Origin of the sequence: Kitasatospora sp. NPDC091335, assembly GCF_044757205.1 — a bacterium.
Lineage (GTDB): Bacteria > Actinomycetota > Actinomycetes > Streptomycetales > Streptomycetaceae > Kitasatospora.
This window is the reverse complement of record NZ_JBIVUM010000018.1, coordinates 80,784-98,387: the sequence shown is the minus strand read 5'-3', so window position 1 is coordinate 98,387 and position 17,604 is coordinate 80,784. Positions and strand designations below refer to the sequence as shown.

The 17,604-nt window shown below is 73.5% G+C and carries 21 protein-coding genes and 1 pseudogene; 13 read left to right on the top strand and 9 right to left on the bottom strand.

Features of this window, described 5'->3' with window-relative positions:
- The first annotated feature begins 202 nt into the window (after positions 1–202).
- Together ACIQOW_RS31130 and ACIQOW_RS31125 are read left to right on the top strand one after the other, a co-directional pair.
- Positions 203–544, top strand: a complete 342-nt coding sequence (locus ACIQOW_RS31130; RefSeq protein ID WP_401090554.1) for an ASCH domain-containing protein — start codon at positions 203–205, stop codon at positions 542–544.
- 21 nt (positions 545–565) lie between these two features.
- A pseudogene (locus tag ACIQOW_RS31125) lies at positions 566–790 on the top strand (GNAT family N-acetyltransferase); the annotation flags it as partial.
- Positions 791–816: 26 nt separating this feature from the next.
- On the opposite strand, the gene ACIQOW_RS31120 reads toward ACIQOW_RS31125, so the two are convergent.
- Together ACIQOW_RS31120 and ACIQOW_RS31115 are read right to left on the bottom strand one after the other, a co-directional pair.
- Positions 817–1,350 carry an NUDIX hydrolase gene (locus ACIQOW_RS31120; protein ID WP_401090552.1) on the bottom strand — a complete coding sequence of 178 codons (534 nt, stop codon included), beginning with the start codon at positions 1,348–1,350 and terminating at the stop codon, positions 817–819.
- 310 nt (positions 1,351–1,660) lie between these two features.
- Positions 1,661–1,966: a TetR family transcriptional regulator gene (locus tag ACIQOW_RS31115; protein ID WP_401090551.1), complete on the bottom strand. Its 306-nt coding sequence runs from the start codon at positions 1,964–1,966 to the stop codon at positions 1,661–1,663.
- A gap of 117 nt (positions 1,967–2,083) precedes the next feature.
- On the opposite strand from ACIQOW_RS31115, the gene ACIQOW_RS31110 reads away from it, so the two are divergent.
- Positions 2,084–2,740, top strand: a complete 657-nt coding sequence (locus ACIQOW_RS31110; RefSeq protein WP_401090549.1) for a hypothetical protein — start codon at positions 2,084–2,086, stop codon at positions 2,738–2,740.
- A gap of 95 nt (positions 2,741–2,835) precedes the next feature.
- Positions 2,836–3,120: an aquaporin gene (locus ACIQOW_RS31105; RefSeq protein WP_401090547.1), complete on the top strand. Its 285-nt coding sequence runs from the start codon at positions 2,836–2,838 to the stop codon at positions 3,118–3,120.
- 221 nt (positions 3,121–3,341) lie between these two features.
- On the opposite strand, the gene ACIQOW_RS31100 is transcribed toward ACIQOW_RS31105, so the two are convergent.
- Positions 3,342–4,259 (bottom strand): MBL fold metallo-hydrolase, encoded by a 918-nt coding sequence (locus ACIQOW_RS31100; protein WP_401090546.1) that lies wholly within the window; start codon positions 4,257–4,259, stop codon positions 3,342–3,344.
- 307 nt (positions 4,260–4,566) lie between these two features.
- Between ACIQOW_RS31100 and ACIQOW_RS31095 the strand changes: the two genes are divergently transcribed.
- Entirely contained in the window at positions 4,567–5,481 is a 915-nt protein-coding gene (locus ACIQOW_RS31095) for a hypothetical protein (protein ID WP_401090545.1), read from the top strand.
- Positions 5,482–5,519: 38 nt separating this feature from the next.
- Here ACIQOW_RS31095 and ACIQOW_RS31090 read toward each other — a convergent pair whose 3' ends face one another.
- Positions 5,520–6,053: a pyridoxamine 5'-phosphate oxidase family protein gene (locus ACIQOW_RS31090; RefSeq protein ID WP_401090543.1), complete on the bottom strand. Its 534-nt coding sequence runs from the start codon at positions 6,051–6,053 to the stop codon at positions 5,520–5,522.
- A gap of 426 nt (positions 6,054–6,479) precedes the next feature.
- Here ACIQOW_RS31090 and ACIQOW_RS31085 point away from each other — a divergent pair, with 426 nt between their 5' ends.
- The 4 genes from ACIQOW_RS31085 (at position 6,480) to ACIQOW_RS31070 (ending at position 8,624) form a co-directional block, all read left to right on the top strand.
- On the top strand, positions 6,480–6,848 hold the full coding sequence (locus ACIQOW_RS31085) for a hypothetical protein (protein ID WP_401090541.1): 369 nt from the start codon (positions 6,480–6,482) through the stop codon (positions 6,846–6,848).
- A 60-nt stretch (positions 6,849–6,908) separates the two neighbouring features.
- Complete coding sequence (locus ACIQOW_RS31080) at positions 6,909–7,052, top strand: hypothetical protein (protein WP_401090539.1); 144 nt, start codon at positions 6,909–6,911, stop codon at positions 7,050–7,052.
- A gap of 82 nt (positions 7,053–7,134) precedes the next feature.
- On the top strand, positions 7,135–8,292 hold the full coding sequence (locus ACIQOW_RS31075) for a glycosyltransferase (protein ID WP_401090537.1): 1,158 nt from the start codon (positions 7,135–7,137) through the stop codon (positions 8,290–8,292).
- A 17-nt stretch (positions 8,293–8,309) separates the two neighbouring features.
- On the top strand, positions 8,310–8,624 hold the full coding sequence (locus ACIQOW_RS31070; RefSeq protein WP_401090535.1) for an isocitrate lyase/phosphoenolpyruvate mutase family protein: 315 nt from the start codon (positions 8,310–8,312) through the stop codon (positions 8,622–8,624).
- Between the two features lie 100 nt (positions 8,625–8,724).
- On the opposite strand, the gene ACIQOW_RS31065 is transcribed toward ACIQOW_RS31070, so the two are convergent.
- Positions 8,725–9,222 carry a phosphoribosyltransferase gene (locus ACIQOW_RS31065; RefSeq protein ID WP_188298224.1) on the bottom strand — a complete coding sequence of 166 codons (498 nt, stop codon included), beginning with the start codon at positions 9,220–9,222 and terminating at the stop codon, positions 8,725–8,727.
- Positions 9,223–9,367: 145 nt separating this feature from the next.
- On the opposite strand from ACIQOW_RS31065, the gene ACIQOW_RS31060 reads away from it, so the two are divergent.
- From ACIQOW_RS31060 to ACIQOW_RS31050, 3 genes are all read left to right on the top strand, one after another.
- On the top strand, positions 9,368–9,658 hold the full coding sequence (locus tag ACIQOW_RS31060) for a hypothetical protein (protein ID WP_188298223.1): 291 nt from the start codon (positions 9,368–9,370) through the stop codon (positions 9,656–9,658).
- Positions 9,655–10,047, top strand: coding sequence for a hypothetical protein (locus ACIQOW_RS31055; RefSeq protein WP_188298222.1), 393 nt, complete (start codon positions 9,655–9,657; stop codon positions 10,045–10,047). Before ACIQOW_RS31060 ends, ACIQOW_RS31055 begins: the two co-directional genes overlap by 4 nt.
- A 67-nt stretch (positions 10,048–10,114) precedes the next feature.
- A complete protein-coding gene (locus tag ACIQOW_RS31050) occupies positions 10,115–11,338 on the top strand; it encodes a glycosyltransferase (RefSeq protein ID WP_401090532.1) in 1,224 nt (407 codons plus the stop codon).
- Between the two features lie 219 nt (positions 11,339–11,557).
- Here the strand turns inward: ACIQOW_RS31050 and ACIQOW_RS31045 are convergent, their stop codons facing one another.
- Complete coding sequence (locus ACIQOW_RS31045; protein ID WP_401090530.1) at positions 11,558–11,941, bottom strand: hypothetical protein; 384 nt, start codon at positions 11,939–11,941, stop codon at positions 11,558–11,560.
- A 258-nt stretch (positions 11,942–12,199) separates the two neighbouring features.
- Here ACIQOW_RS31045 and ACIQOW_RS31040 point away from each other — a divergent pair, with 258 nt between their 5' ends.
- Positions 12,200–13,351: a DNA gyrase subunit B gene (locus tag ACIQOW_RS31040; RefSeq protein WP_401090528.1), complete on the top strand. Its 1,152-nt coding sequence runs from the start codon at positions 12,200–12,202 to the stop codon at positions 13,349–13,351.
- A 63-nt stretch (positions 13,352–13,414) separates the two neighbouring features.
- On the opposite strand, the gene ACIQOW_RS31035 is transcribed toward ACIQOW_RS31040, so the two are convergent.
- The 3 genes from ACIQOW_RS31035 to ACIQOW_RS31025 all read right to left on the bottom strand — a co-directional run bounded on the left by ACIQOW_RS31035 (position 13,415) and on the right by ACIQOW_RS31025 (position 17,482).
- Positions 13,415–15,052 (bottom strand): alkaline phosphatase D family protein, encoded by a 1,638-nt coding sequence (locus tag ACIQOW_RS31035; RefSeq protein ID WP_401090526.1) that lies wholly within the window; start codon positions 15,050–15,052, stop codon positions 13,415–13,417.
- Between the two features lie 329 nt (positions 15,053–15,381).
- Positions 15,382–17,022, bottom strand: coding sequence for a multicopper oxidase family protein (locus ACIQOW_RS31030; protein WP_401090524.1), 1,641 nt, complete (start codon positions 17,020–17,022; stop codon positions 15,382–15,384).
- Positions 17,015–17,482, bottom strand: a complete 468-nt coding sequence (locus ACIQOW_RS31025) for a hypothetical protein (protein ID WP_401090522.1) — start codon at positions 17,480–17,482, stop codon at positions 17,015–17,017. The genes ACIQOW_RS31030 and ACIQOW_RS31025 overlap by 8 nt, the downstream gene beginning before the upstream one ends.
- Between the last annotated feature and the right edge of the window lie 122 nt (positions 17,483–17,604).

The following is a 17,604-nucleotide window of genomic DNA, read 5'->3' as shown; positions in this document are numbered from 1 at the left end:
GCGCCCGCCGGCCCTGTCCGTGAGCCCGCGGTGCCACCAGGAAGTTACCCCGTTCCGGCGGGCCGCGTCACAGACCCGCTCGTCAAGGCCATGCTCGGCTCCTCGAACACCGATACCCTCCGGACAGCGCCGTCGGCGAACTGCACGGGCGCCTGACTGCCCTGACCCTTCCTCCCTCGGCACAGAAGCGGAACACCACCCCATGCCAGACCAGGAACGCGTCATCCGGATCCGCCGCCCCTACCTCGACCTGATCGCCAACGGCACCAAGACCATCGAGGTGCGCGTCGGCTACCCCGGCATGCGCAGGATCCACCCGGGCCAGCTGCTCGCCTTCGAGGCCGGGGACGCCCACTGCCGCACCCGGGTCGTCAAGGTCTCCGAGTACCCGAGCTTCGAGGCGATGCTCGACTCCGAGGGCAACGAGGCGATCGGATCCGAGGGCATGGACCGCGCCGAACTCCTCGCCGCCTGCCGGGAGATCTACCCACCCGAGAAGGAACGGCTCGGCGTCCTCGCCATCCACCTGTGCCTCGCCCCGTAGCCGGGGCCCGGCACCTCGCCGCTCGGCGTCCGCCCGCCCTGGCGCGGCACCGGCACCGCCCGCCGCATCCATGACGCGCTGCTGGCCGGGCGCGCCGAAGGCCGTGTCACGTTGCCGGTGAACCCGCTCGCCGGGGATGGGAAAGTCCAGCACCTCTACGAGTCCTGGGGCTACCAGGCGTTCAACGCCCAGCAGCCCTCACCGGACTCACCCCGGCTGACGGCGATGATCCGTCCGACCCGCTGAACCGGACGGGGCACCCACGGGCCGGCCTAAGGACACCGGGCGAGCACCTGGAGCAGGCCGGTGACCGCGACGCCTGCCACGATCTCCCGCCGGTCGATCATGCCCTGGATCCGGGAGACCGGAATCCACTCGATCCGGTCGGCCTCATGGGTGTCCACCGGCGGCGCGACGTAGGTCGCACCGCGGCCGAGAAACACGTGGTGCTCGGCGTTGCTCATGCCGCCGATGGGCTGGGTGTAGGCAAGTGCCTCGACCTCGTCCACCTGCCAGCCGGTTTCCTCCAGCACCTCGCGGACCGCTGCGGCCTCGAGGGACTCCCCGTCCTCGACGATGCCGCTGGGGATCTCCCAGCTCCAGGTGCCCGTCGCAAAGCGGTGCCGCCACATCATCAGCACTTCGTTCCGGTCGTTGATCACGACGACGGCCGCGACCGGTGCGAATCGCACCAGGTGGTGCTCGTAGCGGGCCCTTCCGAGCGGCTCGACGTCGACCAGGTCGAGCCGCACCCACGGACTGGTGTAGACGGGACGACTGCCGTGGACGGTCCACTCGCTGCTCACTCGTGCCTCATGATCTCGGCGGGGCGGGTCGGCGCCATCCTGTCAGAGGTGCCTACGGTGGCGGCCCGCCCGGCTTCGAGGCGACGCTCGACGCCGAGGGCAATGAGGCGATCGACTCCGAGGGGATGAGCCACGCCGAACTCCTCACCGCCGGCCGGGAGACTGTCCAGCGGAGAGGGAGCAGCCCGACACCCCACCTCCACCAGTCACACCCCGTCAACCCAGCGCGCCAGAAGTCGGCGGGTCCGACTTCTGGCGCTGGGTGGTGGTTTGGGTGCGGCAGTGGACGAGGGCGTAGGTGATGCGTCGGTCAGGGCCTGGACGGTGTTCGCGGTGCCGGTGCGGATGCGGACGAGATGACCGCGCCCATCCGCAGGTCCGCCGCCGCGTGGACGAAGCGGCGCAGGGCCTCGAAGGCGTCGTCGTCCGCCGCGGCCGCCGCTTCCGCCGCGCCCTCCAGGCGGGTGAGCAGGTCGCCGGCGAGGTCCCGGACGAGCGCTTCCCGGTCGGGGTAGCGGCGGTAGAGCGTGCCGGGCCCGATCCCGGCCCGGCGCACGATCAGGTCCAGCGGCGCGTCGAGGATCCGTCGTCTGCTGTGTGCCGCATCCGCCCGCACGATGTACCGCCTTCCATCGCCCCACCGAACCGGAGAGTTCTTCTCCGCCTATGCTATCGTCCTAAACGGAGAGAAAATCTCCCCTTAAGGGTTCCATCTCGTCGAAAGGAGCACGCCGTGAACGGCGCGCTGACCGTCCGGACCGTGATCGACGGCACGGAGTACACGCAGGACGACATCCGCCGGTGGGAGCTGGACCGCGCCCGGAACGCGCTCGCCCTGCTCAAGAACCGAATCGGCGACGAGCTGATGCGGGAGCTGCTCTCCGAGGACCTCCGGGTGGCGGACGAGATCATGGCCCCGCTGCCGGACGGCGCGTGGCAGTCCGCCGTGACCGAGATGGAGATCGACGGGATCACCGCCGAGGAGTTCCTGACCTGGTGGCAGGGCCGGCTCGCGAGCGCCGACCGGACGGCGCTGCTCGCGGCCAACCCGGAGCACTACCTCGCCGACTCCGCAGACGGCGTGGTCGAGATCATCGAGACCATCGGCTCCGGACCGCTGCGCTTCTTCCTCACCTTCCACGACGGCGTCGCGATCGAGGACGAGGGCCACGAGACCTACCCCGTCCGGATCGGCGGCACCGGCCGGCTCACGGACGGCACCGAGATCTGCCGCGTCATGCACGAGTTCGGCGACGGTCCCCGCGGCCTGCGCATCCGCCTGACGATCCAGTTCCCCGCGAGCGCCCCCGAGCACGTCTTCACCGGCCACAAGTGGCACTTCGCCTGCGAGTTCCTCAACTGGCTGGAGGCCGCACACGCGGCTCGGTGACGACGGCCGAACGGCGGTGGGGAACCCTCGCGCTGCCCGGTTCCCCACCCCACAGTCCTGCCGGCACGCACCCCACACCATCGAGTCCACCCCTCATGCGGACCAGGAAACCGCCCGCGAATCCGGACACCCCCTCCTCCACGTCGCCTCTCCCGCAGCCCTCCCCCGCCCGGCACACACCCCGCAGCGGCGGATCCGCCAACCCCGCACGACAGTTCGGCCCGGCGCTCCTGTCCGGGAACACCACCGAACTGTGGATCCACCTGCTCGCCCCGGTGATCGGCGCGTCCATCGGCGCCGGCATCCGGCACGCACTCGCCGCACCTGCCCACCGGGCACACACCCGCCACACCCCCGGCACGGGCTCCGGCTCCGGCTGATCAGCCCCCGCTCACGCGTGGGGTACGATCCGCTGCTCCTGCCCCCGTCCGGGTCCGGTGCACCGGCTCCGCCCCTACGTGAGCCGCACCCTGCCACGCGGTGGCCACGGCCCGTACCTGATCCGGGGCCCGGAGCCCGCCACCTCACCGCGCACCGGAAGTCGGCGGGGTCGACTTCCGGTGCGCGGCGCGGACATTGGGGTGCGGGCGCGGGGGTGCGGTCAGTAGTTCCAGACGGCCGGGACGAAGCGGAAGGTGCCGCTGCCCGCGTCCGCGACGTGGCAGACGGACGGGAACGGCAGGTGGGTGGCCACCAGTTGCCCGCCGGTCGACGCGAGCTCGTTCAGGAGGCGCAGCCGCACGCGGGTGGACTCCTCGGGGTCGTGGTCGAAGCCGTTGTGCCAGTCGGGCTTGTCGAACCCGCACTGGAACACGGCGTCGCCCGCGAACGTCAGCCGGTCGCCGCCCGACTCCAGGCGGATGACGCTGTGGCCGGGGGTGTGACCGCCGGTGCGGCGCACCACCACGCCCGGCGCCACCTCGTACTCCGTCTCGAACGGCCGCAGTTGGCCGCGGTACACCTCCAGGAACCGCGACGCGGTCGTGCGCAGCACCTCCGGCACCGGGGCGGGCATGTCGGTGCGCGAGAAGTCGGGCGCCTGCCAGAACTCGGCCTCGGCGGCGGCCAGATGGACCCGCAGGTCGGTGCGCAGCCGGCCGCGCAGCCCTTCGACGAGCAGCCCGCCGATGTGGTCCATGTGCAGGTGGGTGAGTACCACGTCGGTCACGGAGCCGGGGTCGATGCCGGCGGCGTCCAGTCGCATGGCGAGCTGTCCGGCCCGCGGGAAGCCCGGGAACTCCGTGCCCAGTCCGGAGTCGATGAGGATGGTCCGGCCGCCGCTGCGCACCACGGCCACGTTCAGGGGCCAGTCGATCGACTCCAGTGGGAGGAACATGTCGCCGAGCCAGGTCTTCAGGTCGGCCTCGGGGGCGTTGGTGGCCAGGGTCACGGGGGAGATCGGCAGGACCCCGTCGCTGATCACCGTCACGTCGATGTCGCCGACCTTCAGCGCGTAGCGCGACGGGACCGGTTCGTCGCGTCCCGGTGCGTCGGGGTGTGCGGTGTGGACCTGGGTCATGGGGTTCTCCTCGCGATGAGCGTCGGCCGGGGGCTTCGGCGGTGCTGCGGGTCGCACCGTCCGGTCATCTCTAAAGGACAGGCGAGGAACCTGGTTTGTGACAGCGGCCCTGCTCCCCCTCCGGGTTCGACGGCGGGTCCGGCGGCCGGTCCGGCGGGTCAGGTCTGGTACGGCGTCAGGGCAGTTGTCGCGAACGCCCGTTGTGTGCGTGATCGCTGTGATACGTTCCGTAATCCAACCGAAAAACAGGAGACCCCGGCGGTGCTACCAACACCCCGGGGTCAGGCAACAGGAGCCAACACTCCCGATGCGTGTCCATCGTAGCGCCCACGTGCGCGATTTCACCGTGTTGCCCAACGGCATGCTCCAGTGCCGACGTCTCTCGTACACCGCCCGCGGCCTGCTCGCGGACCTCCTCTCCCGTCCGGACGGCCGGCGCGAGGACGGCCGGCGGATGGCCGACACCAGCCCCCAGGGGCGTGGCGCGATCCGCAAGGCGCTGAAGGAGCTGAAGGACGCCGGGTACTACCGGGTCGAGAAGATCCGCCTGCCTGACGGCACGATCGTCAGCGAGGCCCATGTCTACGACGCCCCGCAGCTCGCGCCGCTGCCGGGTGTCAGCCGTCCGGTCCCCGGTGGAGGGGCCGCCGGCGGTGCTGTCGCCCTTTCAAAGGACCGGTACCAAGAACCCTCCCTCCCCGGCCCGCAAGTCGTTGAGGCCCCAGCGGTCAGGGAGATCGAAGGGGCCGAAGAGGCCTCCGACGACGGGCAGTTGCGCGAGGCGGTCGCCACGCTGTTCCGGGTGGTCCGCCCCGAGCCGCGCCTGCGTCCGGGAGAGGCCGAGGCGCGTGAACTCGCGCCCCTGGTCGCGCGGTGGCTGGAGCGCGGCAGCACCGCCGCCGACCTCGCGCAGGCCCTGCTGCCGGGCCTGCCCGCCCCGTTGCACCCGGCGGTCGCCGTCCCGCGCTACCGCCTGGAGCGCAAGCTGCCGCCCGCCCCGGCCGCCGCACGGCCCGCCGCGGCCCGGTACGCCGAGTGCGCCAGGTGCCACGATCCGGTGCCCCGGCCCGGCATCTGCGGCCCCTGTGCGGGCCTGGTGCCCCGGCCGGCCGGGGTCGGCGGCGACGCGACGGCGGCGCGCAGTGGCGCGGCCCGTGCGAGAGCGGTCCTGCGGGCGGCGAAGGGCATCGGTCCGGACCCGGGCGGCCTCGCCGCCGCCTGACGGGCGCTCCTGTCGGGCGCTCCTGACATGACGATGTGTCAGTTCTTCGGATCGGCCTCCCCACTGCCGTCGAACCGGTAGCTGGTCTGGCTGAAGCCGCCCTTGGCGAAGGCGAGGACCTTGGCCGGCCGCACCGCGAAGACGAGGGACTCGCCCCCGGAGGTGTGGGCGAAGCCGCCGTCCGTCACGTGGAACCGCCACTGGCCCGTCCACTTGGCCGTCCAGGCGACGGCGAGGCGTTCGAGCAGCGCGCGGTCGGTGACGCGCAGGGCCGGGCCCTCGACCATCACGTCGAGCCCCCGGTCCCAGTGGTTGCAGCCCGTGGTCAGGACCACGTGGTGGTTGCCGGCCAGGTTCACGGCCTTCTGCTCGTCGGGGCCGGTGGTGAAGTAGAGCTGCCCGTCGAGCCACACGGCCACCAGGGGCGTGGCATGGGGGCGCCCGTCGGAGCGGACCGTCGTGATCCAGAACAGTTGTGCCGCTTCCAGGGCCTCGCGGGCGGTCGCCCAGGGCGTCGCACTGGCATCGGGGTCGCTGAACCGCTCGTCGAGCCGGACTTCCACGTCGTTCATCGTCGTTCGTCACTCCCCACAGGACGGGACGGACAGGCCCCGCCGCGATCGGCGGACATGAGGGACGGTAGCCGCCGGGTCTGACAGTCGGCCGGGACACGGCTACCGGGGCCGGCCGGAATCATGCGGTTCCGGCACCGGCCGTCCGGTGCGGTGGGGGCCTTGGCGTCGAGGAGGGCCGCCTCGCCGTGCGACCGGTCCGCCCGCCCGCGGGGCCGGCGCCCGTCCCGTCCGCCCCCGCCGCGTCCTATTCCGGCGTCCCAGGTCCGGCCCGTCCCCGCTGGTCAGACCCCTGTTCGCCGTCCCACCCTCCCTGTCGCGGCGCCGGGCGTGGCGGCTGGGACGGACCACCGCGCAGGCTTCGGTCGTCCGATCGACGTCCGATCGACACGCCACCCGAGCCGATGCCGAAAGGGGCGCGACCACATGTCCGTCCGCAGTTCCCGCACCCGTCTGGTCACCGCCGCCGCGAGCCTCGTGGTCGGCGCCTTCTCGGTCACCGGGTGCCTCGACAGCGGCAGCGGGGTCATCGAGACGGCGACCGGCCCCTCGCTCAGGGCCGCCGCGCCCACCGCGGCGGCGGCCGCCCCCTCCGCAGAGCCCACCGCCGGCGCGGGCCCCGGTGGCAACGGTGGCAGCGGTGGCACCAATGGCACCGCCGGCACCCCGGCGCCGAAGGCTCCCGCACCCGCCGCCCCCGCGGCTGCGGCCTCCAAGCCGGCCCGCGCCTACGTGGACGACTCCCTCAAGGTCACCTACTGGCAGCAGTCCTCGGGCGACATCGTCTCCTGGTGACCCGCACCGACCGCCGCACCGACCGCACCGACCGCACCCGACGAAGGCAGGCACACCACCATGCTCAGCACCCCTCGCAGGATCGCCCGGCTCCTGGCCGTCTACGCCGGCGTGGCCTTCCAGGTCCTCGTCCTCGGCAGCCCGGACGACCCGGACGGCCCGGGCCTGTCGCGGAGGCCGCCGTCCCCCGGCGCGGGCGCCTGACGCCCCGCCACGCAGCACCGACCCCCGGCAGGCAGGGCCGGAGTTCCCGGCTCCGGCCCGCAGCGCACGCATTGGAGTCCCCATGGCCTTACGGACGGCCGTCACCGCGGAGCCGATACCTTCGCACGTGTCCGCGCTCGACTACGTCATCGGCCCGGCCCTCGAACAGGGCCACGACGTCGCGCTGTACGCCCCGCCGATGTTCCGCCGCGAAGCCCGCCGGCGGAAGGTGGAGTTCCACCGGGCGGGAACGGACTGGACGTGCGACCCGGCCGTCCAGCAGACGGCGAGCGGGATCTGGAGGGAGTCGGGGAACGCGCACTTCGACCGCCACGTCTTCGGCCGGCTCTGGCCGGAGCAGGCCGAGGCGAAGGCCCGTGACCTGATCGGCGCGTGGACCCACGAGCGGCCCGATCTGGTGATCGCCGAGTGCAGCGACCTCGGCGCGCACCTCGCGGCGAGGGTCCTGCGGCTGCCCGTGTGGGCAGCGGACAACGGCCTGGGCCCGGTGCTCCTGGACCTGTGGGACACCGACATCGCGCCCGCGCTGGCGTCCCTCTACAAGCGGCACGAGCAGGACACCCCCGTACTGCCACCGATGCTCACCCCCGCCCCGGTCCCCTGGTTCTACGGAACGCCCCCGCCCGCGGCCCGCGCGGTCCGGCGCACCGTCGCGTCGTTCCGTGCCGCCGCCCCCGGGTGGCCGGACCGCTCCCCCGCCTCCTCCCGTCCGCTCGTCTACGTGAGCCTCGGCACCCTGACCACCGCCATGCCGGGCCTGCGCGGCGTCGTGGGACGTGTGTACCGGGAGGTCATGGCCGCCCTCTCCGCGGCCGGCTGCGATGCGATCGTGTCCGCGGGCGACCTCGCACGGGACCTGCCGAGCGCGGACCCCCGCATCACGGTCGTCGACCACGTCCCGCAGCCCGCACTCCTGCGCCGCGTGGACCTGTTCGTGACCCACGGCGGACGGGCCTCCCTGCTCGACGCCGTCCAGGGGGCAACCCCCGTCCTGGGCCTGGGCGTTCTCGCCGACCAGCCGGACAACACCGCCGCCTTCGCCCGCCGCGGCCTCGGCCGCGCGCTGGACCTCACCGCGACACGGGACGAGATCGCCGCCGCCGTCACGGCCGTCCTCGGCGACTCCCGCCACACCGCCGCCATGACCGCCGCCGGCGCCGAACTGTCACGGCTGCCCTCGCTGGACATCACGCGACTGCGGGCCTGCGCGGGGGCGTAGGCGCGCATCGCTCGCTCATGCACCCCGCACCGACACTCGTGGGCTCCCAGTCCCTGCCCGTGAACGTCCTGGCCGGGCCCGGCGCACCAGCGGTGTCCGAGCTCGCCGAGGCGGGAGCCGCCCGCATCAGCGCGGGATCCTCCATCGCCGAGGCAGCGTACGGGCTGGTCCACCGGGCCACCCGCGAACTGCTGGAGAAAGGCACGACGACCGCACTGGAGGACGGGTTCGACTACGCCACCCTCAACGCGCTGCTTCTGACCGCCGGACGCGGCTCAGGTGCGACGGCGGGACTCCTGCCGCCCGAGCCGGCCGGTCGCGGCGGTGAGTGACGGGTCCCCCTCCTTGCGGGTGTCCACGGCCGCCGCCCGGGGCCGGCCGCCGCTCCTGCCGGTCCTCGCCCCGGAGGAGAACCGGCGTACCACCGCCGAATCAGGCGTCGAGCACCTGGCCGTCACGCCTGACGACCGGCCCCTGCGTCGACCACGGGAACTCGATCCAGTCGTCGGTCCTCTTCCACACGTACTCGCACTTCACCAGGGAGTGCGACTTCTCGTAGATGACGGCGGACCGGACCTCGGCGACATGGTCGACGCAGAAGTCGTGCACGAGCCGCAGTGTCTTGCCCGTGTCGGCGACGTCGTCGGTGATCAGGACCTTCTTGTCGGTGAAGTCGATCGCGGCGGGAACGGGCGCCAGCATGACCGGCATCTCGAGAGTGGTGCCCACGCCCGTGTAGAACTCGACGTTCACCAGGTGGATGTTCTTGCAGTCCAGCGCGTACGCCAGGCCGCCCGCCACGAACACCCCGCCGCGGGCGATGCTCAGGACGAGGTCGGGCTCGTAGCCGTCGTCGGCGATCGTCTGCGCGAGTTCGCGCACCGCCCGCCCGAAGGTCTGGTAATCCAGGGTCTCACGCACATCAGTCACGGCGACCAGTCTCCCTTGGCCGCCGGCCGGGCCGCGAACACCGGCACGCTCGGGACCGCAAGTGTGGCGTTCACCACCCCGGCCGCGCGCTCCGGACCGGCCGAGCCGGTACACCATCGGTACACCATCGGTATACGCTCGTGGTATGGCTGATGCGACGATCAAGGTCTCCCCTGATACGCGTGACCGGCTGGCCGCCCTTGCGGCCACCCGCGGCACCACGATCGGCGCCCAGGTGGCCCTGCTCGTGGAACAGCAGCCCACCGCCGAGCAGATCGCCGAGCGCGTCGCCGAGGGCCGCCGCCTGCTGCGCGAGCACTTCGGGATGACCCTCACCGACACGGAGCTGGACCAGGGCCCGGACCTGCTGCAGCGGGTCTACGGCATCGCCGCGGAGGACGCGCGCGCCAAGGTCGCCCCCCGGCGCAGCGCGTGATCATTCTGGATTCCAGCGCCCTGGCCGCGCTGGCCGCAGGCCACCCGCGTCTGCACCGGATCGTGGATGCCGCTCTGCACAGCCCGTTCCAGCATCTGCTGGTGCCGGTGCTGTGCCTGGTCGAGGCCGAGATCAAGGACGAGGGTGCCGCGCACGCGGTCCTGGCGCTGCCCTCCGTGGAGTTCGAGCCGCTGGACGCGAGTACCGCCGTGGTGGTGGCGAGGATGGTCCGCGACGGTTACGGGGGGCAGGACTTGGCGCACGCGATCGCCACGAGCCTGCCCACTCCGGTGCGTCCGCAGCAGCACCTGGTCCTGACGGCCCGTGCGGAGCTGTATCCGCCGGGGATCGTCACCGTCGACATCGACGACCCCCGCCTGGAGCCGTAGGTCTCGCTGCCGGGAGAGACCGGGAGCGGGCCCGGACGCCCGCCGGGCCGCCGTGGAGAATCACCCCATGCGGATCCTGATCGTCACCACCGGCTCCCGCGGGGACGTCGCGCCGTTCACCGGCCTGGGCCGACGCCTGCTGGACACCGGACACGACGTCGCCGTGGTCGCCCATCCGACCTTCGCGACGCTGATCGAGTCCTGCGGCCTGGAGTACCGGCCGCTGCCGGGAGACCCGGAGGAGCTCATCCGGGCCAGGGCCCGCGCGACCTCCCCGGACGAGAGCCGCGCGCTGCTGACCGCGTACGTGGACGGGCTCGCCGGCGGCGTGGAGGACGCCGTGGCGGGCGGCGCCGACCTGCTGCTCACCGCCTTCGCCCCGTCGCCGCTCAGTCAGACGGCCGGGGAGGCCTACGGCGTGCCCGTCCTCGGCACGTACCTCACGCCCGCCTTCGCCACCGGGGAGTTCCCGCTGCCCGGCCCCGCCGGCGGCACGGACCTGGGACCGGAAGGCAACCTCGCGGCCGGACAGGAGCGGCTGCGGAGCGCGGACCGGCTGTTCTCGGGTGCCGTGGCCCGGATGCGCGAGCGCCTCGGCCTTGCCGGCACGCCGCCGCCGGAACCACTCGGCCGCACCCGTCCGGTCGTCCACGGCTACAGCCCCCTGCTGCTGCCGCGCCCGGCGGACTGGCCGGCCCCGGTCGACGTGGCGGGCTTCTGGTGGCCCGCCCGGCCGCTGGGCTGGCAGCCCCCGGCCGAGCTGGCCGACTTCCTCCAGGCCGGTCCGGCCCCGGTGTTCATCGGCTTCGGCAGCATGGCACCGGGCGAGGGCGCGCGGCTCGGCGAGCTGGTGACGGCGGCGGTACGGCGGGCCGGAGTGCGCGCGGTGGTCCAGGCGGGCTGGGCCGGGCTGGAGGCCACGGGCGACGACGTCCTGTCCGTCGGCGACCTCCCCCACGACTGGCTGCTCCCCCGCACGGCCGCCGCCGTCCACCACGCCGGAGCGGGCACCACCGGCGCCGCGCTGCGCGCCGGGATCCCCGCCGTGCCGGTGCCCGTCATGGCCGACCAGCCGTTCTGGGCGGCCCGGCTGCACCGGCTGGGAGTGGCCCCGCAGCCCGTGCCGTTCACGGACCTCACCGCCGAACGCCTCGCCGCCGCGATCACGGCCGCCCTGGCCGAACCGGTCCGCCGCCGCGCGGCCGCCGTCGCCGGGCTCATGGCGGCCGAGGACGGCGCCGGTGCCGTCCTCGCCCACATCGCCCGGATCGACGAGGCCCCCGGCCACTGAGCCCCGCCGCCCACGGACACCCCGGACCGGGACCGGACGAGGCCGGACCACCTGCGGAGGCTCTCGTCGGGCGGGACCGGAACGGGCGTCCTCCGCTGGGGATCCGGTACGGCACCGCCCTCCTGGCGGGGGCACGACCGCGATCCACGGCTGCCCCGGGCCCAGGCCTGCCGGGGTGGTCGTGGCGGCGGCGCCGTCCAACGCGCCGGAGGAGCGGGCTCATCGGGGCCCGGTGGTGCGCCCCAGGATGTCACCGCTGTGCACCGCTGCCACGACGCCGACCACGGGCGTGGACAGGAACGTGAGCAGCACGGGCCCGTAGCCGGCATCGGACGCCACGGCCACGACGACGGTCTCGCCGAGGTACACCGTTCCGGCGACGGTCCCGGCGAGCAGTCCTCGCAGCGAGGCGTGCCGGGCCAGCCACTCGGGTGACAGCGCAAGTGCCGCGCCGGTGATCGCGCCGGTCAGAACGCCGACACCCAGGCTTCCGCCGACCACGATCGCGATTCGGGCGAGTCCCCCCGTCAGGGCGTGCGGCTCTTCGAGGAGTCGGGCCACGGCGACGCCGAGCCATGCCGAACAGGCCAGCCCGGCGGGCACGGCTCCGATCCGGACTCCCAGTCGAACACCTCGTCGGACCACAGCGGCGATCACGGCGCGAACCCCCATCACTCGGCCGCGGCCACTCTACGGAAGATATTGAACGCGTTCAAATAACATGTGGGGATGCCGTCCGCGACCCTCGGGACGGGCGCTCAGGCGGCCGTACACGCCGTCGGCAGACAGGCTCTGACCTGGTGTCATTCCGAGAATCGCCTAGGCTGGGGAGTTCTGCCGGGCAGCTTCGGAGGGGACACCGTGAGTCAGGACGACAGCACGTACGACAACGTCCGGATCCAGGTACCGGAGGGCCGGGAAGCGATTCGGAAGCGCCCCGGGATGTACATCGGCTCGACCGGTGAACGGGGCCTGGGCCAGATGGTGTTCGAGGTCGCCGACCGGGCCGTGAACGAAGTCCTGGCCGGCCGGGCCGGCCGCGTCGACATCACCCTCACGTCCGACGGCGGGGTGCGCGTCGCGGACGACGGCCCGGGCGAGAGCAGCCTGGAGGCCCTGACGACCCGGACAGGGGCCGGGGCGGGGCTCGGCGGCCGCCATGACGTGATGCTCGGCCGCGCGGGCGTTGGCCCCGTCGTCGCCAACGCCCTGTCGAGCCGGTTGACGGCCGAGGTCCGGCGCGAGGGCGTCCGACGGGTGCGGGAGTACGCTCGCGGTGTCGCCGTCACCCCGGTCACCGACGCGGGGCCGGCGGCCGGCAGCGGCACCACCGTCACCTTCTGGCCGGACACCGAGATCTTCGGGGCGACGGAGTTCCCGTTCGACGACCTGGCGGACCGCTTCCGGGAACTCGCGCTGCTGAACCGGGACTTGGACGTCCTGCTGACCGACAGCCGCCACTCGGACGGCCCCCGGTCGCTCCGGTTCCGGTTCCCCGGCGGGACGCGGGACCACGTCCGCCTCCTCGACGCGCGCACGGCGCACGGCGGCCCCGACGACCCCGGTGGCCCCGGTGGCCCCGACGTCATCGGCTTCGAGCAGGAGGACCCGCGGATGGCGGGGACGATGGAGGTGGCCCTCCGCTGGCGTGACGCCCCTGACGAGCGGGTCCGGAGCTTCGCCAACTGCCACCCCACCCCCCGTGGCGGCACCCACGAGGCGGGATTCCGCGACGGGGTGGCGGCCGTGCTCGACGCCTACGCACGACGCCGGGACCTGCTGGGCGCGGCGGACCCCGGCCTCACCGCCCGGCAGGCCGGCGCGGGCCTGACCGCGGTCGTGTCGGTGAAGCTCGACCGGCCCGAGTTCCACGGCTCCACCCGCGACGTGCTCGGCGACGACACCGTGCGCGGCTGCGTCGGGCGGGCCGTCCGGGAGCACCTCGGCGCGTGGCTGGAGGCGCACCCGGAGCAGGCCGCGGCCGTCGTCCGGCAGGCCGCCCGGAGCGCGTGAGCGCCCCGGGCCCGCCGCCTCCCTCAAGGCGGCGGGGCCGGGGCCGTTCGGCGCCGGACGGCGTCAGGCGGGGCGGATGCCCGGGTTGCCGGCCTCGGTGACGAAGGAGGCGGCGGTGGAGAGGGTGCCGCCGGGGCGGGTGATGTGGGAGACCACCCGGTAGTCGGCGCGGGCCCGGCGCTGGTCGAGGGTGAGCACGGTGTAGCCGCGGCGCCCGTCGTAGTACTTCATGTGCGGGTTGGCCGCCATGAGGGTGCTCCAGTTGGACGGCTTCTCCTCGCCGTCGCCGTCGCTGCTGATCGAGGTTCCGACGAACTCCACGCCCACGGTACGGGAGTTGGGGTCGTCGAAGTTGCGCTTGACGTCCAGGGCGTAGGCCACGTGCACGTCGCCGGTGAGCAGCACCAGGTTCTTCACGCCGGACTGGTCGACGGTCTTCAGGAAGCGCTCGCGGGCGGCGGGGTAGCCGTCCCAGGCGTCCATGGAGAGCTTGGAGCGGTCGGCGGTGGTGTTCTTGCGGCGGGAGAAGACGACCTGCTGGGGTACGACGTTCCAGGTGGCCTTGGAGTGGCGCAGGCCGTCGGCGAACCAGCGTTCCTGGGTGGCGCCCATCAGGGTGCGCTTGGCGTCGTCGGACTCCGGGGTGGGGTACTGCCAGCCGTCGCCGTTGGCCTGGTCGTCGCGGTACTGGCGGGTGTCGAGGATGTCGAACTGGGCCAGCTTGCCGTAGTGGACGCGCCGGTAGAGGGTCAGCTCGGTGCCGCGGGGCTGGGGCATGCGCAGCGGCTGGTTCTCCCAGTAGGCGCGGTAGGCGGCGGCGCGGCGGGCGACGAAGGGGGCCGGGTCCTGGTTCTTCTCCGGGATGCCGGCGGCGTAGTTGTTCTCCACCTCGTGGTCGTCCCAGGTGACGTACCAGGGGTGGGCGGCGTGCGCGGCCTGGAGGTCGGGGTCGTTCTTGTAGAGGGAGTAGCGCAGCCGGTAGTCCTCGAGGGTGGTGGTCTCGTGGTTGAAGTGGGCCGCGAGGGTGCGGTCGGTGTACTTGCGGTCGCCGCCGACGGAGTCGATGCCGTACTCGTAGATGTAGTCGCCGACGTGGAAGACGGCGTCCAGGGACTCGTTGGCGAGGTGGCGGTAGGCGGTGAAGTAGCCGTCCTCGTAGGCCTGGCAGGAGACGAAGGCGATGCGGGCGCTGTCGAGCTTCCTGCCGCGCGGCGGGGCGGTGCGGGTGCGGCCGACGGGGCTGGACCAGGAGCCGACGGTGAAGCGGTACCAGTACTCGCGTGCGGCGTCGAGGTCGTCGACGTCCACGTGGACGGCGTAGTTGAACTCGGCGTGGGCGCGGGCGGTGCCGCGCCGCTCGACGCGGCGGAACTTCTCGTCGCGGGCGATCTCCCAGCCGACCTTCACCGAGCCGGTGGGCGGCAGGCCGGCGCCGGGCTCCAGCGGGCGCGGGGCCAGGCGGGTCCACAGGACGACGGCCTCGGAGGTGGCGTCGCCGGAGGCCACGCCGAGGGTGAAGGGGTTGTCGCCGATGGCGCGCGGGGCGATCTCGTTGTCGGCGGCACCGGCGGTGGGGATGTTGACGCTGAAGGCGAGCGCGGCGGCGGCCGAGGTGACGGTCAGGAAGCGGCGCCGGTCGAGGCGGGCGGCGGCCTCGCGCAGCATCCGGTCGGCGGTGGAGTGGTCGGCGGGGCGGGTCATGGGGGGTGGTGGCCTTTCGCTGCTCGGGGGGTGTGCGAAGGGAATTGGAGTGGACCGCCCCGTACGGCGGGGGTCGGGATCAGGGCAGCAGAGTGATCATCTGATGGGAGCCCCGTGAAGGTCCGGCATATCGCCCCGAGCTGCTCGGAATGCTGCATTCCGGTCTCTTCCACCTCCGCCCCGACCTGTCCTGCCCCGCCCTGACCGGTCTCGGCCCGCTCGGCCGCGGGCATCCCGGCCGCCGGCGGGCCCGGTGGGCGCGGCTCGCACCATGGGCCGGTCAAGCCCCCCCTGCCCGCGCTCACCCGCCCCCCGCACTCACCCGGCGTTCAGACGACTTCCAGGTTGGCCATCATCCCCATGTCCTCGTGTTCGGCGTTGTGGCAGTGGAAGAGGTAGCGGCCGCGGTAGCCGTCGAAGCGGGTGATGATCTCCGCGGACTCCCCGGGGCGCAGCGAGACGGTGTCCTTGAGGCCGGCGTCGTGGGGCAGTGGGGGTCTGCCGCCGCGGGTGAGGATGCGGAAGCCGACGAGGTGGAGGTGGACGGGGTGGTGGACGTCGGCGATCAGGCGCCAGATCTCGGTGTCGCCGAGGGGGACGGTGACGTCGGTGCGGGCGGGGTCGAAGGGCCGGCCGCCGATGAGCCAGCCGTGGCCGCCGTTCATCCGGCCGGCGCGGAAGGCGAAGTCGCGGGTGCGGACGGCGTCCTGGCGGTGCCAGTCGGGCAGGTCGGTGGCGAGGACGGGTGGGATGCGGCTGTCGTCGGTGGCGGGGCGGGTGATGCGGAAGGCCATGACGTCGCGGGTGCGGCCGGTGCCGAGGCGGTTGACGAGGCGGACGAGGGAGCCGATGGGGGCGGTGGCGAAGTCGATGACGAGGTCGTGGCGTTCGGCGGGGGCGGTGGGCAGGGTCCGGTGGGTGACGGGGGTGGCGAGCAGGCCCTGGTCGGCGCCGATCTGGACGAGGTCGAGGCGGCGGCCGTCCTCGGTGAGGGCTTCGAGTTCGTAGTGGCGGGCGTTGGAGGCGTTGAGCAGGCGCAGCCGGTGGCGGGTGGCGTCGGTCTCGTGGACGGGCCAGGGGGCGCCGTTGACGAGGATGACGTCGCCGAGGACGCCGGCGAGGTGGGGTTCGGTGACGCCGGGGGTCGTGCGCAGGGTGGGGTCGAGGGAGGGGTAGCTGAGGGCGCCGTCGGCGGTGAAGGCCCGGTCGGTGATCATCAGGGGGATCTCGCGGGGGCCGGCGGGCAGGCCGAGGTTGTCCTCGGTGTCGTCGCGCACGATGTGGAGGCCGGCGAGGCCGCGCCAGATGGCGGGGGCGGTGTAGTCCATGCGGTGGTCGTGGTACCAGAGCAGGGTGGGGCGTTGGTCGTTGGGGAAGGTGTAGTCGCGTTTCAGGCGGCTGGTGACGGCGCGGGGGTCGGTCATGTGGCCGCCGGTGCCGTGGCCGTCCGTGCCTGACATGCCTGCCATGCCCGGCATGGTGTGGGGGGTGTCGGGCCAGGCGGCGGGCAGGACGAGGTCGGTGGGGTAGCCGTCGGAGTCCGCGGGGGTGCGGCCGCCGTGGAGGTGGACGACGGTGGGGACGGGTAGTTCGTTGTGGTGGGTGACGGTGACGGGCCGGCCGCGGCGGGCCTCGATGGTGGGGCCGGGGAAGGTGCCGCCGTACGTCCACAGGCGGGTGGTGAGGCCGGGCAGGATCTCGGCGGTGGTCTCGCGCTGGACGATGTCGTAGTGGTCGGTGCCGCCGGCGGTGGAGACGGGTCTGGCGACGGCGGGCAGGGGCAGCGGGACCTGGTACGGGGGTGGCAGCGCCGCGGTGCTGCGCAGTCGGGCGCCGGTGGTGGCGGGGCGGCGGGCGAGGGCGGCGGCGGTGGCGAGTGAGGCGGTGGTGAGCAGGCCGAAGGCGCCGCCGATGCCCAGAATTTGACGACGCGTCAGGCCGGGTGGGCGGTTGTCGTGGGGCTCAGGCACGGTCGTCCCCCTCGCGCGCGGGGGCGGTGCGCCGTGCGGGCAGCGGGGTGCGCCACAGGGCGGTGGTGAGGACGACGGTGCCGGCGATGGTGGCGACGCCCAGGGGCAGGTGCAGCCACAGGGCGCCGCCGAGTCCGGCGAAGTACTGCACGGTCTCGGCGGCGGCCACGGCGAGGCTGGCGGCGAGCGGCCAGGCGCGGCGCAGCCGTAGCCACAGGACGAGGGCGGCGATCAGCTGGAGGTAGCCGAGGGTGGTGACGGCGTCGGCGCCGGCGGCGTGCCAGCCGAGGGCGTCGAAGTCTCCGCTGAGGTAGACGCCGGCGAAGACGGGCTGGCCGAACAGGACGGCGGTGTGGGCGGCGGCCAGGGCGCGCAGGGTCCGTCCGGCGGGCCCGGTCCGCTCCCCCGCGGCGGACCGGGCCTCGGGCTCCGGTGGGGTCCTGGGGGCGGCGATGGCCATGGGGGGTCCTTCCTCGTACCGGTCTCGGGCCGCACCGTGTGCCGGTGTGCGGCCCCGCCCCCGACGCTATGACCGTCCGGTTATCCTGTCCAAGATCAGTATTGCTATGGCGTGATGACCGT

What these genes read in the sequence shown, in the direction of transcription:
- ACIQOW_RS31130 (WP_401090554.1), top strand. Translation starts at nt 203, where the DNA reads ATGCCAGACCAGGAACGCGTCATCCGGATCCGCCGCCCCTACCTCGAC.
- ACIQOW_RS31100 (WP_401090546.1), bottom strand. Translation starts at nt 4,259, where the DNA reads ATGACCCAGGTCCACACCGCACACCCCGACGCACCGGGACGCGACGAA.
- ACIQOW_RS31060 (WP_188298223.1), top strand. Translation starts at nt 9,368, where the DNA reads ATGGCTGATGCGACGATCAAGGTCTCCCCTGATACGCGTGACCGGCTG.
- ACIQOW_RS31025 (WP_401090522.1), bottom strand. Translation starts at nt 17,482, where the DNA reads ATGGCCATCGCCGCCCCCAGGACCCCACCGGAGCCCGAGGCCCGGTCC.
- ACIQOW_RS31070 (WP_401090535.1), top strand. Translation starts at nt 8,310, where the DNA reads ATGCACCCCGCACCGACACTCGTGGGCTCCCAGTCCCTGCCCGTGAAC.
- ACIQOW_RS31075 (WP_401090537.1), top strand. Translation starts at nt 7,135, where the DNA reads ATGGCCTTACGGACGGCCGTCACCGCGGAGCCGATACCTTCGCACGTG.
- ACIQOW_RS31035 (WP_401090526.1), bottom strand. Translation starts at nt 15,052, where the DNA reads ATGACCCGCCCCGCCGACCACTCCACCGCCGACCGGATGCTGCGCGAG.
- ACIQOW_RS31050 (WP_401090532.1), top strand. Translation starts at nt 10,115, where the DNA reads ATGCGGATCCTGATCGTCACCACCGGCTCCCGCGGGGACGTCGCGCCG.
- ACIQOW_RS31085 (WP_401090541.1), top strand. Translation starts at nt 6,480, where the DNA reads ATGTCCGTCCGCAGTTCCCGCACCCGTCTGGTCACCGCCGCCGCGAGC.
- ACIQOW_RS31105 (WP_401090547.1), top strand. Translation starts at nt 2,836, where the DNA reads ATGCGGACCAGGAAACCGCCCGCGAATCCGGACACCCCCTCCTCCACG.
- ACIQOW_RS31080 (WP_401090539.1), top strand. Translation starts at nt 6,909, where the DNA reads ATGCTCAGCACCCCTCGCAGGATCGCCCGGCTCCTGGCCGTCTACGCC.
- ACIQOW_RS31095 (WP_401090545.1), top strand. Translation starts at nt 4,567, where the DNA reads ATGCGTGTCCATCGTAGCGCCCACGTGCGCGATTTCACCGTGTTGCCC.
- ACIQOW_RS31090 (WP_401090543.1), bottom strand. Translation starts at nt 6,053, where the DNA reads ATGAACGACGTGGAAGTCCGGCTCGACGAGCGGTTCAGCGACCCCGAT.